The 13,785-nt window shown below is 66.4% G+C and carries 12 protein-coding genes; 5 read left to right on the forward strand and 7 right to left on the reverse strand.

Annotated features, from left to right (window positions below; genetic code table 11):
* The first annotated feature begins 103 nt into the window (after positions 1-103).
* From IE266_RS12575 to IE266_RS12595, 5 genes are all read left to right on the forward strand, one after another.
* Positions 104-472, forward strand: coding sequence for a phasin family protein (locus IE266_RS12575; protein ID WP_189680450.1), 369 nt, complete (start codon positions 104-106; stop codon positions 470-472).
* Positions 473-474: 2 nt separating this feature from the next.
* Positions 475-2,247 (forward strand): PHA/PHB synthase family protein, encoded by a 1,773-nt coding sequence (locus tag IE266_RS12580; protein WP_229864078.1) that lies wholly within the window; start codon positions 475-477, stop codon positions 2,245-2,247.
* 489 nt (positions 2,248-2,736) lie between these two features.
* Positions 2,737-4,749 carry a dynamin family protein gene (locus IE266_RS12585; protein ID WP_189680451.1) on the forward strand — a complete coding sequence of 671 codons (2,013 nt, stop codon included), beginning with the start codon at positions 2,737-2,739 and terminating at the stop codon, positions 4,747-4,749.
* Positions 4,739-5,839: a dynamin family protein gene (locus tag IE266_RS12590; RefSeq protein WP_189680452.1), complete on the forward strand. Its 1,101-nt coding sequence runs from the start codon at positions 4,739-4,741 to the stop codon at positions 5,837-5,839. The genes IE266_RS12585 and IE266_RS12590 overlap by 11 nt, the downstream gene beginning before the upstream one ends.
* 185 nt (positions 5,840-6,024) lie before the next feature.
* The gene (locus IE266_RS12595; protein WP_189680453.1) at positions 6,025-6,378 is read left to right on the forward strand and encodes a roadblock/LC7 domain-containing protein; all 354 of its coding nucleotides are present in this window, start codon (positions 6,025-6,027) and stop codon (positions 6,376-6,378) included.
* 93 nt (positions 6,379-6,471) lie between these two features.
* Here the strand turns inward: IE266_RS12595 and IE266_RS12600 are convergent, their stop codons facing one another.
* The 7 genes from IE266_RS12600 to IE266_RS12630 all read right to left on the reverse strand — a co-directional run bounded on the left by IE266_RS12600 (position 6,472) and on the right by IE266_RS12630 (position 13,745).
* Positions 6,472-7,530 (reverse strand): dipeptidase, encoded by a 1,059-nt coding sequence (locus tag IE266_RS12600; RefSeq protein WP_189680454.1) that lies wholly within the window; start codon positions 7,528-7,530, stop codon positions 6,472-6,474.
* Positions 7,527-8,297, reverse strand: coding sequence for an ABC transporter ATP-binding protein (locus IE266_RS12605; protein ID WP_189680455.1), 771 nt, complete (start codon positions 8,295-8,297; stop codon positions 7,527-7,529). Before IE266_RS12605 ends, IE266_RS12600 begins: the two co-directional genes overlap by 4 nt.
* Positions 8,294-9,127 carry an ABC transporter ATP-binding protein gene (locus IE266_RS12610; protein WP_189680456.1) on the reverse strand — a complete coding sequence of 278 codons (834 nt, stop codon included), beginning with the start codon at positions 9,125-9,127 and terminating at the stop codon, positions 8,294-8,296. The genes IE266_RS12605 and IE266_RS12610 overlap by 4 nt, the downstream gene beginning before the upstream one ends.
* Positions 9,124-10,032, reverse strand: coding sequence for an ABC transporter permease (locus IE266_RS12615; protein WP_189680457.1), 909 nt, complete (start codon positions 10,030-10,032; stop codon positions 9,124-9,126). The genes IE266_RS12610 and IE266_RS12615 overlap by 4 nt, the downstream gene beginning before the upstream one ends.
* Positions 10,029-11,093 (reverse strand): ABC transporter permease, encoded by a 1,065-nt coding sequence (locus IE266_RS12620; protein WP_189680458.1) that lies wholly within the window; start codon positions 11,091-11,093, stop codon positions 10,029-10,031. The genes IE266_RS12615 and IE266_RS12620 overlap by 4 nt, the downstream gene beginning before the upstream one ends.
* A 1-nt stretch (position 11,094) precedes the next feature.
* Complete coding sequence (locus IE266_RS12625; RefSeq protein WP_189680459.1) at positions 11,095-12,690, reverse strand: ABC transporter substrate-binding protein; 1,596 nt, start codon at positions 12,688-12,690, stop codon at positions 11,095-11,097.
* 347 nt (positions 12,691-13,037) lie between these two features.
* Positions 13,038-13,745 (reverse strand): PAS domain-containing protein, encoded by a 708-nt coding sequence (locus IE266_RS12630; protein WP_229864081.1) that lies wholly within the window; start codon positions 13,743-13,745, stop codon positions 13,038-13,040.
* Between the last annotated feature and the right edge of the window lie 40 nt (positions 13,746-13,785).

A 13,785-nucleotide genomic window follows, 5' to 3' on the forward strand; every position in this document is an offset into this window, starting at 1 on the left:
GCACCCGCGTCGATTCGCGCTTTGCAGCCGCGCTCTTGATATGGGTCAATGCGGGAGGATCCGGGTCGCACTACACGGGTCCGGTCATCAGGGGAGAACGCCCATGAACAAGATCGCGAAAGAGACGCAGGCCGAGGCCAAGGTTTCGGCAGCAGATATTGCCCAGAACAGTTATGAACGGATGGCCGAGATGGAACTTGCCCTGATCCGCCCGATGAGCAACTTCGGCGTCGCCATGGCCGATGCCTGGGCCGACCTGATCGCGGAATCGGCAAGCTTCATCGCACAGCGCCTCCGCCAGGACGCCCGGACGCAGCACGCCATCCTGCATTGCCGCTCCGCCTCGGACCTGCACGAGATCCACGCCTCCTTCTTCCAGAAGGCCATCGACGATTACCAGGACGAGGCCGCGCGGATGAGTTCGATCCTCGAACGCTCTGCCCGCGCGATGACGGAAACCAAGGAAACATAGACTTGAACGACCAGGCGCAGGCCGGGATCACCGGCGAGGAGGATGACTCCGCCGTCGACCCGCGCAGTGCATCGCATTCGCTGGACCGCCATCTGCACGCGCAGATGGCCCGCTTCACGCGGGGTCTTGCGCCCGCGGCGCTGATGCTGGCCTGGGCCGACTGGGCCATGCACCTCGCCACCTCGCCCGAGAAACAGGGCCAGCTCGTCAGCAAGGCCTTCAACAAGGCGATGCGCCTGCAACGTTTCCTGCTCAGCTGCGCGCGCAACGAGGGCTGCGGTGAGAGTTGCATCGCCCCCCTGCCCCAGGACCGCCGCTTCAATGGCGAGGCCTGGAAGGAATGGCCCTGGAACTTTTGGTCTCAGGCCTTCCTGCTCAACCAGCAATGGTGGCACGTCGCGACCACCGGCGTTCACGGCGTCTCGGCCGAGAACGAGCGGCAGATCTCCTTCCTGACCCGCCAGCTGCTCGACATGTGGGCGCCGACCAACTTTCCCTGGAGCAATCCCGAGGTGCTGGCCGCGACCCGCGCCGAGAACGGCATGAACCTGGTGCGCGGGCTGATGAACCTGGTCGAGGACATCCAGCGCAACGCCGAGGGCCGCCCGCCGGTCGGCACCGAAGCGTTCCAGCCGGGCCGCGATGTCGCGGTGACGCCGGGCAAGGTGGTCTTCCGCAACCGGCTGATCGAACTGATCCAGTATTCGCCGACAACCGGGACGGTCCGGCCCGAACCGGTTCTGATCGTCCCGGCCTGGATCATGAAGTATTACATCCTCGACCTGTCGCCGCAGAATTCGCTGATCCGCTGGCTGGTCAGCCAGGGATACACCGTCTTCGCCATCTGCTGGCTCAACCCCGAAACCGTGGACCGTGACCTGGGGCTGGAGGATTACCGCGAGCTCGGCATCATGGCCGCGCTCGACACCATCGGCGCGATCACGCCCGAGAAGGTCCATGCCACCGGCTATTGCCTGGGCGGCACACTGCTGTCGATCGCGGCCGCAGCCATGGCGCGCGACGGCGACGACCGCCTGGCCAGCCTGACGCTGATCGCGGCCCAGACCGATTTCACCGAGGCCGGCGAGATCCGCCTGTTCATCACCGAAAGCCAGGTGGCCTTCCTCGAAGACCTGATGGCCGAACGCGGCTACCTGGAAGCGCGCGAGATGGCCGGGGCCTTCCAGTTGCTACGCTCGAACGACCTGCTCTGGTCGCGGGTGGTACGTGACTACCTGCTCGGCAAGCGGGCCCCGATGACCGACATGATGGCCTGGAACGCCGATGCGACGCGGATGCCGGCGCGGATGCATTCGGAGTACCTGCGCCACCTCTTCCTCGACAACGACCTGGCCGAGGGCCGCCTGATCGCCGCTGGCCGGCCGGTTGCGATCCCCGACATCGTCGCCCCGGTCTTCGCGGTCGGCACCGAAACCGACCACGTGGCGCCGTGGAAATCGGTCTACAAGCTGACGCTGGATGCCGATGCCGAGGTGACCTTCCTGCTCACCAACGGCGGGCATAACACCGGGATCGTGTCCGAGCCCGGCCGGGCCAACCGGCACTATCGCATGGCGACGCATCACGTGGGCGAACCCTGGCTCGACCCGGACACCTGGATCGAGGCGACACCGGTTCACGAGGGTTCGTGGTGGCCCGCCTGGGAGCAATGGCTCGCCCGGCATTCCAGCCCTCCCGGCCCGCCGCCGCGCATGGGCATGCCGCGCACCAAGCCGATCTGCGACGCGCCTGGAACCTATATCCTGACCCGCTGAACCGGGCCGTTTCGCCGGTTGGCGAGGCCTGCGAATGACGGAAGGAATCTGCCCCGTCCGCGGCAGATTTGCGGCGTTCCTTGCAGTCCTGGCCCGTCGCCTTGCACGAGATGCCGCCATAGTTTGGCCCCTTTCATGCCGTTTTTCCCGATTCGCCGTTTTGCCCGGACGCGGGCGATTGCGGCGCGCGGGTGGTAGGGCGCAGCGGGAAAAGGCCTATTTTTCGGGAATCTTTTGGCCGTCGAATTGCATCGCCTTTTCAAACCGGTAGCACCGTTGCACCGGTCCGGTGACAGGCTGCGACTGACGAAAGGAAAAGGCGAAAGGACGACAAGCCGCCCAATTGTCGTCAAATTGATCTTGCAACCTTAAGGAGAATTCAACAGATCAAGCACGACCGAAGCGTTCATCGGACAAGGCCGGAATCTGTCAAGTAAGGCTGGAGTGTTCATGTCGCAGGCGGTTGAAGCAACTGAGAAACACTCTGCCATGCCCAGCTTCGGCCTGCGCCGGATGACTGCCATCCAGGCGGAACTGGACGCGCTGAACGCCCGGCTGGGCGAAGCCGAGGCCCTGCTGGGCACGGACGCGGCCAAGCCGCTCCTGTCGCTGCGCAAGACCCTCGACAGCCTGTGCCCGCAAATCACCTTCGTCGGACAGGTGAAGGCCGGCAAGACGGCCCTAGTCAACGCGCTCTCGGGCCGGCCGGGCCTGCTGCCCTCGGACGTGAACCCCTGGACCTCGGTGGTGACCTCGATCCAGGTCAATGGCCAGCGTCCGCGCAACGTGCGCTCGGAGTTCACCTTCTTCCAGCGCGACGAATGGGAGGATCTGGTCAAGGAAGGCGGCCGCCTGGGCGAGATGGCTCGCCGCGCCGGGGCGCATGACGAGCTTGCCGAGATCCGCCGCCAGGTCAACGCCATGTGCGAGAAATCCCGCGCCCGGCTGGGGCGGAACTTCGAACTGCTGCTGGGCCAGCGCCACAAATACGACCACTTCGACACCGCCCTGATCGAACGCTATGTCTGCCTCGGCGATCCCGAGGAGGACGGCGCCGACCGCCAGGGCCGGTTTGCCGATATCACCCGCTTGGCCAAGCTCTACATCGACGAGCCCGCCTATCCCCTGCCGCTGCTGTTCCAGGACACGCCGGGCGTCAACGACCCCTTCCTTATGCGCGAACAGATCACGCTGAAAAGCGTTCGTGGCGCCTCGCTCTGCGTCGTCGTGCTCTCGGCCGCGCAGGCGCTAAACGCGGTCGACCTGGCGCTGGTGCAGCTGCTCTCCTCGATGGAAAATCGCCGCGTCATCATCTTCGTCAACCGCATCGACGAGCTGGACCGCCCCGAGACGCAGGTGGCCGAGATCCGCCGCTCGCTGACCCGCACCTTCGACAGCCAGTCGCTCGGCGGCATCGGCCACATCATCTTCGGTTGCGCCCGCTGGGCCGAAGCTGCGCTGACCGGGGGCCTCGAACAGCTGCGCCCCGACAGCCGCGCCAGCCTGGTCCGCGTGGTCGAGGCCGTCGGCAATGCCGACACGCCGGTCAACGCCCAGACCGCCTGGATCGCCTCGGGCCTGCCGGCGCTGCAGGAGGCGATCGGCACCATCGTGGAACAGACTTCGGCGCGCCGGGTTGTCGAGCATGTGCGCCGCAAGCTCGGCAACCTCGTCATGGGCGCGGCCAATCAGGCCCTGGCCCGCTGCGAGGCCGGCGAAGCGCCACGCAGCCGCCTCAGCCCCGACGAACTGGAAGCCCGCCTGCATGGCCTGCGGCTGGACACCGAGACCCAACTGGCCGGCGCCAGCGGCGACATCCTTGCACGCTTCGATGCCGATATCGCCGACATCACCGCCGCCTTCATCGACCAGAGCCTGCTGGCGCTGACCGACGCCTTTGCGCAGGGCGTCGCAGGGCGCGAAAAGCTCGACCCGATGTTCCTGCGCACGCGCACCCGGGTGATCTATGCCCGCGCGGTGCGCGATGCCCGCGTGATGAACGACGCGGCGGGCCAAAGCGCCTCGGACGCCCTGAACGCGATCTACGGCGCGCTGATCGGCGAGGATGCCGGGAACCTGACCGTCGAACCGCCGCAGGCCCCTCACATGCCGCCGCCGGTCTCGCTCGGGCGCACCATCCTGATCGACATGCAGACGCCTTGGTGGAAGTCCTGGCTGGGCCGGCACCGCACGCCCGAGGCGCTGGAGCAGACCTACCGCCCGCTGATCGAGATCGAGGTCAAGGGCATCACCGAAGACGTCCGCGCCTGCATCGAAACCGCGCTCGAGGAAACCACGGCCGCCATGGCGCTCTTCCTCGAGGAACAGGGACAGATCGCCGCCGCGATCGCCGAGCGCAACGCCATCCAGACCGCCTCGCTGGCCGAGACGCGCCGCCTTGTCGCCGCGCTGCGCCAGTTGCACGGCCGGATCCGGGGCGAAAGCGACAAAGCCCTCCCCCCGGCCGGGGCCAAGGTCATGGAATTCCGCAATGCCGTATGACACCGACCGGGCGCGCCCGGTCTCGCAATTCGCCTACGACCGCCTGGCGCGGCAGGCCAGCACCAAACCGCGCATCGCCATCGCCGGCGAGTTCAGCGCGGGCAAGTCCACCCTGCTGAACCTGCTGATCGGCAGCGACCTGTTGACGATGCAGGTGACGGCAACCGACGCGCCGCCGATCCGGCTCTGCCACGGCGCGGACCCGGCGCAATGGATCGGCCCGCGCGGCCATCGCCAGCCCATGCCCGAGGGCGGCATCGACGCCCTGCCCGAGCACTGCCGCGAGGTGCAGCTTTTCTACGAGGCCGACATCCTGCGCGGCGCGGATATCATCGACCTGCCCGGCCTCGCCGATCCCAACCGCAGCGACGCCGGCGCCCATTCCGCGCTGCTCGGCGCCCATATGGCGATCTGGTGCACCCCGGCAACCCAGGCCTGGCGCCAGTCCGAGCGCAGCCTTTGGGCCGCCCTGCCCGACCGGCTGCACCGGACCGGCCTTCTTGTCGTCACCCGCGCCGACAAGCTCGACTCCGACCACGAGCGCGAGCGTGTCCTGCGCCGGCTCCGCCGCGAGACCGAGGGTCTGTTCAGCCATATCCTGATGCTCTCGGCCACCCGCGGGATCGAGGCGCTGCAAACCCGCGACACCGCGCTCTGGGCCACCAGCGGCTGTGGCGAGTTGATCCGGCAGATCACGGCCCGCACGTCGGCGCTGCGCAAGGCCCGGCTGGCCCTGCTGGAGCGCTACAAGGTCGCCGAGATCGCAGCCGATCCCGAAGACCAGGTTCCCGACCCGGCCCCCGAGTTCGAGGATGAAGGCGTCGACGTGGCGCCTGCCGCGGAGTCGACCGCGGGTGTCGGCATTCTCGAATTGCTGCGCCAGGCCCGCGAGGCCCATGCGCGCAAGGAAGCCGAAGCAACGCAGGCCCAGCGTGAAGTAGCCCCCGCCCCGACCGTAGCCGAAACAGAACCACCAATCCCGCGAGAGGTGGAAATCTGGCGCAACATCGCCGCGCAACAACCTGATTTTCCGGGAAAAATGGAAATTTCGACTATGATTGAACACTATTTGGTCGCAATCTCTCGTTAAGGTTGATTCCTGACGATAATGTGAAACCATAAAGCGAGATATTTCCCGCAGAATGACCTGAAACCCGGGTTCCGCCGGACCTGCGTTCGCCAATGAGCAAAGCATTCACGATGCGACTGAAACGACGAACACAAGGCGCGAGAACGCTCGCCAACCGTCAGAAAACCAACCACGAAGGACAGAAAATGAACAACGACCTCTCCGAACTGAGCGAAATGCAAGGCTTCATCGGTGCCTGCCTCGTCGACAGCGACACCGGCCTGATGCTGGCCTCGGAAGGCGGCGGCAAGCTCGACCTCGAAGCGGCTTCGGCGCTGAATACCCAGGTGGTCAAGGCCAAGCTGGCGGCGATCAACGCGCTCAAGCTGAACGACCAGATCGAGGACATCCTGATCTCGCTCGGCAAGCAATATCACCTGATCCGCCCGCTGGCGGCGAACCCCTCGGTGTTCCTCTACACCGCGCTTGATCGCAAGACGTCGAATCTGGGCCTCGCCCGCATCAAGGTGAAGCAGATCGAGGGCGCTCTCCAGCTCTGAGGGCTGATCACCGGCGCGGCCACGCTCCCTCGGGCCGCGCCAATCCGGGCGGGATCGCGCAAGCGCTCCCGCCCGAGTTGCGTTTGGCCGGGGCTATGCGCCCCAGGTCCGTTCCAGAACCCGCAGCCAGTTGCCGTGGCTCAGCTTGCGGATCAGGTCTTCGCCATATTGATGCTCGGCCATGGCCTGCTGGAAGGCCGGCAGGCCGGTCACGTCGCCCAGCGGCGCCGGCACTTGCGCGCCGTCGAAATCCGAACCAAGGCCCACGCCGTCTTCACCGACCTTTTCGATCAGGTGGTCGAGATGGCGCAGCATCGGCTCCCATGTCATGTCTTCCGAACGCCGCCCATCCTCGCGCAGGAAGACGGTGGCATAGTTCAGCCCGACCATGCCCCCGGTTTCGCGGATCACCGCCAGTTGGCGGTCGGTCAGGTTGCGGGTCGAGGCACAGAGCGCGTGGGCGTTGGAATGGGTGGCCACCAGCGGCGCGTCCGAGATCGCGGCCACGTCGTCAAAGCCCTTCTCGTTCAGATGCGAGAGGTCGACCATGATTTTCAACTCGTTACAGGCCTTCACGAAGGCCTTGCCGGTCTCGGTCAGCCCATCGCCGGTGTCGGGCGTGCCCGGATAGCGGAACGGGACGCCATGGCCGAAGAGCGTCGGCCGGCTCCAGACCGGCCCGACCGAGCGCAGGCCCATGGCGTGGAAGGCGTAGAGCGCGTCGAGGTCCGACCCGATCGCCTCGGCGCCCTCGATGTGCATGATCGCCGCGATGACGCCCTGCGCCATGCACTCGCGGATCTCGGCCACGCTGCGCACGATCTTGAACCGCCCTGCGGCGACCCGTTCCATCCGCATCAGGATGCCGGCCATAGCCATGGCCACCGGCTGGGCCGCGTCGACGCCGATCATCTCGGGCAGCGCGAAATCATAGGGCGGCGTGTCCATCAGCGCGTCGTGATCCAGCCCGTCCGAGGGCGACGGGATGTAGATGGCGAAGAAGCCGCCGGCAAAGCCGCCCTTGATCATGCGCGGCAGGTCGAGGTGGCCCTGGCCGTCGCCTTCCAGCCAGATCCGGTCGCGATCTTCGGGCTTCGCCCGCCAGAGCTTGAGCAGCAGGTCGTTGTGACCATCGAATACCGGAACGTTCATGCACTGGTCTCCATCGGGGTATATCCTTCGCTCGCCGCCAGCAGGCGGCGCGTGTAATCCTGTGTCGCCCGGCCGGCCTGGAGGTCGGCGCGGGTCATCACTTCGACGGTCTGGCCGTGCTGCATCACCATCAGCTGTTCGCACATATGCGCGACCACGGCCAGGTCGTGGCTGACCAGCACATAGGTCAGCCCGCGCTCGGCGCGCAGCCGGTCGAGCAGGTTCAGCACCTCGGCCTGGATCGAGGCATCGAGCGCCGAGGTCGGCTCGTCGAGCAGCAGCACCGTGGGTTCCAGGATCAGCGCCCGGGCCACCGCCACGCGTTGCCGCTGCCCGCCCGAGAGCTGGTGCGGATAGGCAAAGCGGAAGCGCGGCCCGAGGCCGACATCGCGCAGCGCCGTCTCGATCCGCTTGTCGCGGTCCTTGAAGCCGTGGATCGCTAGCGGCTCGGACAGCACCCGGTCGATGGTATGCCGCGGGTGCAGCGAAGCGTAGGGGTCCTGGAACACCATCTGCACGTTGCGGTAGAAGGCCGCGTCGCGCGGCTCGCTGACCGGGCGGCCCTCGAACAGCACTTCGCCCCCGGTCACCGGCGCCAGCCCGCAGATCGCCCGCAGCACGGTCGACTTGCCCGAGCCGCTTTCGCCGACGATGCCATAGCTCGCGCCGCGTTCGACGCGGAACGAGACGCCGCGCACGGCGTCGACCCGCTCGGCCCCGCTGTGAAAGCTGACCCGCAGGTCGCGGATATCCAGATGCGCTGTCATTCGGCCCAGCTCTCCTCGCGTTGCAGTGTGGGCAACGGACGCGCGCTTCCGTCGATCTTGGGCAGGCAGTTGTAGAGGCCCCGCGTGTAGGGATGCTGGGCGTTCAGCAATTCGGAGGCCTTCAGCTCCTCGACCACCTTGCCGGCATACATCACCAGCACCCGGTCGCAGAAGGACGAGACCAGCCGCAGGTCGTGGCTAATGAGGATCAGCCCCATGCCGCGTTCGCTCACCAGACGGTCGAGGATGCGCAGCACCTCGATCTGCACGGTCACGTCCAGCGCCGAGGTCGGCTCGTCGGCGATCAGCATGTCGGGCTCGGTGATGAGCATCATCGCGATCATCGCCCGCTGTCCCATGCCGCCCGACAGCTCGTGCGGATAGGCGCCGAAGACGCGTTTCGGGTCCCTGATCTGCACCGCCTCGAGCATGGCGATGGCGCGATCCTTTGCCTCGGCGCGCGAGGTGCCGGCGTGCAGGTTCCAGCATTCCACCAGCTGCTTGCCGATGGTCATCACCGGGTTCAGCGAGAACTTGGGGTCCTGCATCACCATCGAGATCCGCGCGCCGCGCAGCCTGCGCCAGGTTGCCTTGTCGGCATTGCGCAGGTCGATGCCGTCGAACTCCAGCCGCTTGGCCTCCGCCTGCCCCGGCGGCGGCGTCAGCCCCAGGATGGCCCGGCCGGTCTGGCTCTTGCCCGAGCCGCTTTCGCCCACGATCCCCAGCCGCTCGCGCCCGAGCGCGAAGGTGACGCCGCGCACCACCTCGACCGGCCCGTTGCGCGAGGGGAAGCGGACCCGCAGGTCTTCCACTGTCAGCAGATCACTCATTTGCGCGCCTTCGGATCAAGCACATCGCGCAGCCCGTCGCCCAGCAGGTTGAACCCCAGCGAGACGGTGAAGATGGCGATGCCGGGAATGGTGGCGACCCACCAGAAATCGATCAGGAACCTGCGACCGGCGGCAATCATCGCGCCCCATTCGGGCTGCGGCGGTTGCGCGCCAAGGCCGAGGAAGCCCAGTCCGGCGGCGGTGAGGATGATCCCCGCCATGTCGAGCGTCACCCGGATGATCACCGACGAGAGGCACAGCGGCGTGACATGGCCCCAGAGGATGCGTAGCGAGGACGCCCCCTGGAGCCGCGCCGCGTTGATGAAATCGCTGTCGCGGATGGTCAGCGTCTCGGCCCTTGCCAATCGCGCATAGGGCGGCCAGGAGGTGATGGCGATGGCGATGATCGCATTCTCGATCCCCGGCCCCAGTGCCGCCACGAAGGCCAGCGCCAGGATCAGCCGCGGGAAGGCCAGGAAGATGTCGGTGGTGCGCATCAGCACGGTATCGACCCAGCCGCCGAAATAGCCCGCCGTGGTGCCGACCAGCAGCCCGATGGGCGTGGCGATGACCGCGACCAGCGCCACCACCATCAGCGTCAGGCGCGAGCCGTAGACGATGCGGCTGAAGATGTCGCGCGCCTGCTCGTCGGTGCCGAATGGGTGTTCCCAGCTGGGCGGCAGCAGCCGCGCGGTGCGCAGGTCGCCCCCGGCGAGCGGGTCGTAGGGCGCGATGACATCGGCAAAGAGCGCCACCAGGATCAGCACCACGATGATGCCGAGTCCCACCATCGCCAGCCAGTTCGAGCGCAGCGACAGCCAGGTGCGATAGACCTGCCCCAGCCGGGCCTGCCGGCGCGAGGTCGGCTGCTCGGAGAGCAGCCATTCACGGGAAAGCGCGCTCATCTGCCCCTCCTGACCCGCGGGTCCAGCAGGGAATAGAGCAGGTCCGAGAACAGGTTGAGCCCGACGAAGATCGCCCCGATGATGAGGGTGCAGCCCAGCACCGCGTTCATGTCGGCGTTCTGCAGGCTGTTGGTCAGGTATTGCCCGAGGCCCGGCCAGGCGAAGACTGTCTCGGTCAGCACCGAACCTTCGAGCAGGTTGGCATAGGACAGCGCCACCACGGTTATCAGCGGCACCGCCGCGTTGCGCAGCGCGTGCAGCCAGATGATGCGCCATTCCGGCACGCCCTTGACGCGGGCGGTGACGACATATTCCTGGCTCAGCTCCTGCAGCATGAAGCTGCGGGTCATCCGGCTGATATAGGCCATCGAGAAATAGCCCAGCAGCGAGGCCGGCAGGATGATGTGGCTGAAGACATTGCGGAAGGCGGCCCATTGGCCCTGCATCGCGGTGTCGATCAGCAGCAGCCCGGTCTGGCGGGTCACCGAATACTCGTAGGCGATGTCGATGCGGCCCGGCCCCGCGACCCAGCCGAGGCTGGCGTAGAAGACCAGCAGCCCGATCAGGCCGAGCCAGAAGATCGGCGCAGAATAGCCGACGAGGCCCAGCACGCGCACCACCTGGTCGGCCAGCCCGCCCTGGCGGACGGCAGCCAGCACGCCGGCGGGAATCCCGATGAGGGTGCCGATGATGATCGCCACGCTGGCGAGTTCGAGAGTTGCCGGGAAGACGCGGGCGATATCCTCGGCAATCGGCTTCTTGGTCAGAAGCGACTCGCCGAAGCTGCCCGAAAGCATCTTCTGGAGGTAGATGAGGAACTGCTCCCACAGTGGCTTGTCGAGGCCGAGTTCGATGAAGACCTTGTCATAGGTCGACTGGCTGGCCCGGTCGCCGACCACCGCCAGCACCGGATCGACCGGCACGACGCGGCCGATCAGGAAGGTGACGAGCAGCAATCCGAAAAAGGTGACGGCAACCGAGAGGATCAGCTTGGCTGCCTTGACGGAAAAGGATCGAAGGGCGCTTGCGCGCCCTTCACCCGAGGTATCGGCCAGGGCCATCTTACTTTGTCACGGCCTTGAACGAGTTGTCGTTGAACGAGGGTCCGACGACAAAGCCCTTCACGTTGGCGCGGCGACCGAGCACCTCGATCTCCTGGAACATGATGACGAAAGGCGAGGTCATCTGATGTTCTTTCTGGATGTCGATATACATCTGCGCGCGCTTGCCGGCGTCGGCTTCCAGCACGGCGGCGTCGGCCATCTTGGTCATCTCGGGGATGTCCCAGGCATTGCGCCAGGCCAGCGGCTTGGAGGTGGCGTCATCGGCGTTGTTGGGATTGCGCGCGAAGGTGTCGGCGTTGGTGTGCGGGTCCTGGTAGTCCGGTCCCCAGCGGCCGATGTAGATGTCGTGGTTGCGCGCGCGATACTTTGTCAACGTCTGCTGGCCGTCGCCGGGGATCAGTTCCATCTTGATGCCGGCCTGCGCCATGGTCTGCTGGATCGCCTGCGCCATGCCGGTGATCTCGGGGGTGTTGCGGGTGTCCATGGTGACGCTGAAGCCATCCGGCAGCCCGGCCTTGGCCAGCAGCTCCTTGGCCTTCTCGACGTTCAGCGAATAGGGCGTGTCTTCGAGCGCACCGAGGAAGCCCTTGGGCAGGAAGGCCTGATGGACTTGCACCTTGCCCTTCATGATGGTGTCGGCGATGGCCTGGTAGTCGACCAGGTATTTCATCGCCTCGCGCACCTCGGGCTTGGAGAGGTATTCGTTCTTCTGGCTGAGGCCCAGGTAGTAGATCGAGCCCTTGACGCCGCTCTCGATCACGATGTCGGGGTTGGAGGAAAGCGCGTTGATCTCTTCCGCGCCAAGGTTGCGGGCGATGTCGATGTCGCCCTGCTCCAGCAGCAGGCGCTGGGTCGAGGCCTCGGGGATGTGGCGATAGATGGCGCGGGCCATCGGCGCCTTGTCACCCGAGTAGTTGTCGTTGCGCTCCAGCACGACCACCTCGTTGGCGCGCCAGTCGCGGATGCTGAAGGCGCCCGAGCCGGCATAGTTGGTCTTCAGCCAGTTGTAGCCGAAGTCGCCGTCGGCCTCGTGCTCCATGGCGACCTTCTTGTCGACGATGAAGCCGACCGTCGCGGTCAGGCAATACAGCACCAGCGTCGGCGCATAGGCCTGATCCATCTCGAATTCGAAGGTCATGTCGCCGGTCTGGCGGATCTTCTCCTCGACGTTGTCGGCGCTGAGACCGAACTGGGTGAGGATGAAGGCCGGCGACTTGTCGAGCTTGACGGCGCGCTGCAGCGAGAAGACCGCGTCCTCGGCGGTGATCGGGTTGCCCGAGGCGAATTTCATGCCCGGGCGGATGGTGAAGGTGAAGGTCTTGCCGTCGGCCGAGATGTCCCACTTCTCGGCGACCACGCCGAAGATGTTGGAGACGTCGTTCACGTCATAGCCGACGAGGCCCTGGTAGCTGTTGCCGAGGATCTCGGAGGCGGTGAATTCGAAGACTTCCGCCGGGTCCAGCGAGATGATGTCGTCGATCGACCAGGCCTGGATCAGCGTGTCGGGCGGTGTCTCTGCCTTCGCCGTCAACGGCGTCAGGGCCGTCGTCAAGGCAAGCGAGGCGGCAGCGACCAGGGTGTGGAACTGGTTCATCTAAATCCCCTATTGGATGGCGCGGCTTGTTGTTCTGGCCCCTGCCGCAAGAGGGCACTGGGCGGCAGCTTAGGAGGGGTGGTTTTGATCCGTCAAGGGGGCCGTCGCGGCAAGCCGATCCGGGCGAAAATAAGGTGTCCCAGCTAGGACGGGGGGTCAACCCGTTGATAAAAAACAACTTAGGCCGGGAGTGATTTCCGGGACGGTTTCCAGCCCCGCTCTCGGGCACGGATGGAATCCACCCCCTGCCCGGCCTTCCGATCCAATTCGCCGCCCGATTTCCGCGCGCAAACCCGGGCCAAAGGCCGCCAGAGTCGCCCCGGTCCTGCAGGACGCCGCGGCGCGCCTCAGTCCGACTTGACCAGCCGCAGGTGCGGCGCGCGGCCGCGCAGCGGCGGCGCCTCAGGTTCGGCAAAGCCCGGCAGCGAGACTGGTCCGGTCAGCGGCCCGTCCTCCGGCTCGGCCGGCGGAACCGGCGTGCGCTGATAGCGCAGCCCCGCCACCGGGCGGAAGATGGTCGAGGTCACGTCGAAACGGTTCGGCGCGCTGCCCTGGGTGCAATCCGAGACCACGACGCCAAGCGCCCGGCTGATGTCGCCGAGATCGCTCTTGAGCGGCAGCAGGATCATCTGCGCGTTGATCGGCGCGCGCCTATGGCGCGGCTCGCTGGTCAGCGTCAGTTCGGCCACGGCCGGCGTCTCGAAGACATGTTCCAGCGCCGCGCCGACAGCCCCGCGCGAGGCCGGCGAGATCAGCGCGGTGAGCGGCATCCCCCGCACCTCCATGCCGCCGAGCCGCACCAGGTGCCGCCCGGCAAGGCGGAAGCGCGCGATTCCGGGCGCGACATGTTCGAGGATGAAGGCGAATTCCAGCAGCGGTTCAAGCCCGCGCGGATCGATCTGCGAGCGGCGCGGGATGCCGGCGCCCTCGCGCAGCGCAGACCAATAGGCTTCGGCCTGACGGATCGGCGAGAGGGTGCGGCCATTCAGGAAGCGGTTCATCTTGACGACCTTTCCGGCGTCGGGGGCGGCGGTATTTCCTTGGGTCGGGGTCATGCTCTTCTCCGGAAAAGGGCAAGCGACGGGAGACCGCCGC

Origin of the sequence: Seohaeicola zhoushanensis (assembly GCF_014656415.1) — a bacterium.
In the GTDB taxonomy this organism is placed as follows: domain Bacteria; phylum Pseudomonadota; class Alphaproteobacteria; order Rhodobacterales; family Rhodobacteraceae; genus Seohaeicola_A; species Seohaeicola_A zhoushanensis.

Coding starts and splice junctions, on each gene's coding strand:
- IE266_RS12610 (WP_189680456.1), bottom strand. CDS start 9,127: ATGAGTGATCTGCTGACAGTGGAAGACCTGCGGGTCCGCTTCCCCTCG.
- IE266_RS12630 (WP_229864081.1), bottom strand. CDS start 13,745: ATGACCCCGACCCAAGGAAATACCGCCGCCCCCGACGCCGGAAAGGTC.
- IE266_RS12620 (WP_189680458.1), bottom strand. CDS start 11,093: ATGGCCCTGGCCGATACCTCGGGTGAAGGGCGCGCAAGCGCCCTTCGA.
- IE266_RS12585 (WP_189680451.1), top strand. CDS start 2,737: ATGCCCAGCTTCGGCCTGCGCCGGATGACTGCCATCCAGGCGGAACTG.
- IE266_RS12590 (WP_189680452.1), top strand. CDS start 4,739: ATGCCGTATGACACCGACCGGGCGCGCCCGGTCTCGCAATTCGCCTAC.
- IE266_RS12625 (WP_189680459.1), bottom strand. CDS start 12,690: ATGAACCAGTTCCACACCCTGGTCGCTGCCGCCTCGCTTGCCTTGACG.
- IE266_RS12605 (WP_189680455.1), bottom strand. CDS start 8,297: ATGACAGCGCATCTGGATATCCGCGACCTGCGGGTCAGCTTTCACAGC.
- IE266_RS12595 (WP_189680453.1), top strand. CDS start 6,025: ATGAACAACGACCTCTCCGAACTGAGCGAAATGCAAGGCTTCATCGGT.
- IE266_RS12600 (WP_189680454.1), bottom strand. CDS start 7,530: ATGAACGTTCCGGTATTCGATGGTCACAACGACCTGCTGCTCAAGCTC.
- IE266_RS12575 (WP_189680450.1), top strand. CDS start 104: ATGAACAAGATCGCGAAAGAGACGCAGGCCGAGGCCAAGGTTTCGGCA.
- IE266_RS12615 (WP_189680457.1), bottom strand. CDS start 10,032: ATGAGCGCGCTTTCCCGTGAATGGCTGCTCTCCGAGCAGCCGACCTCG.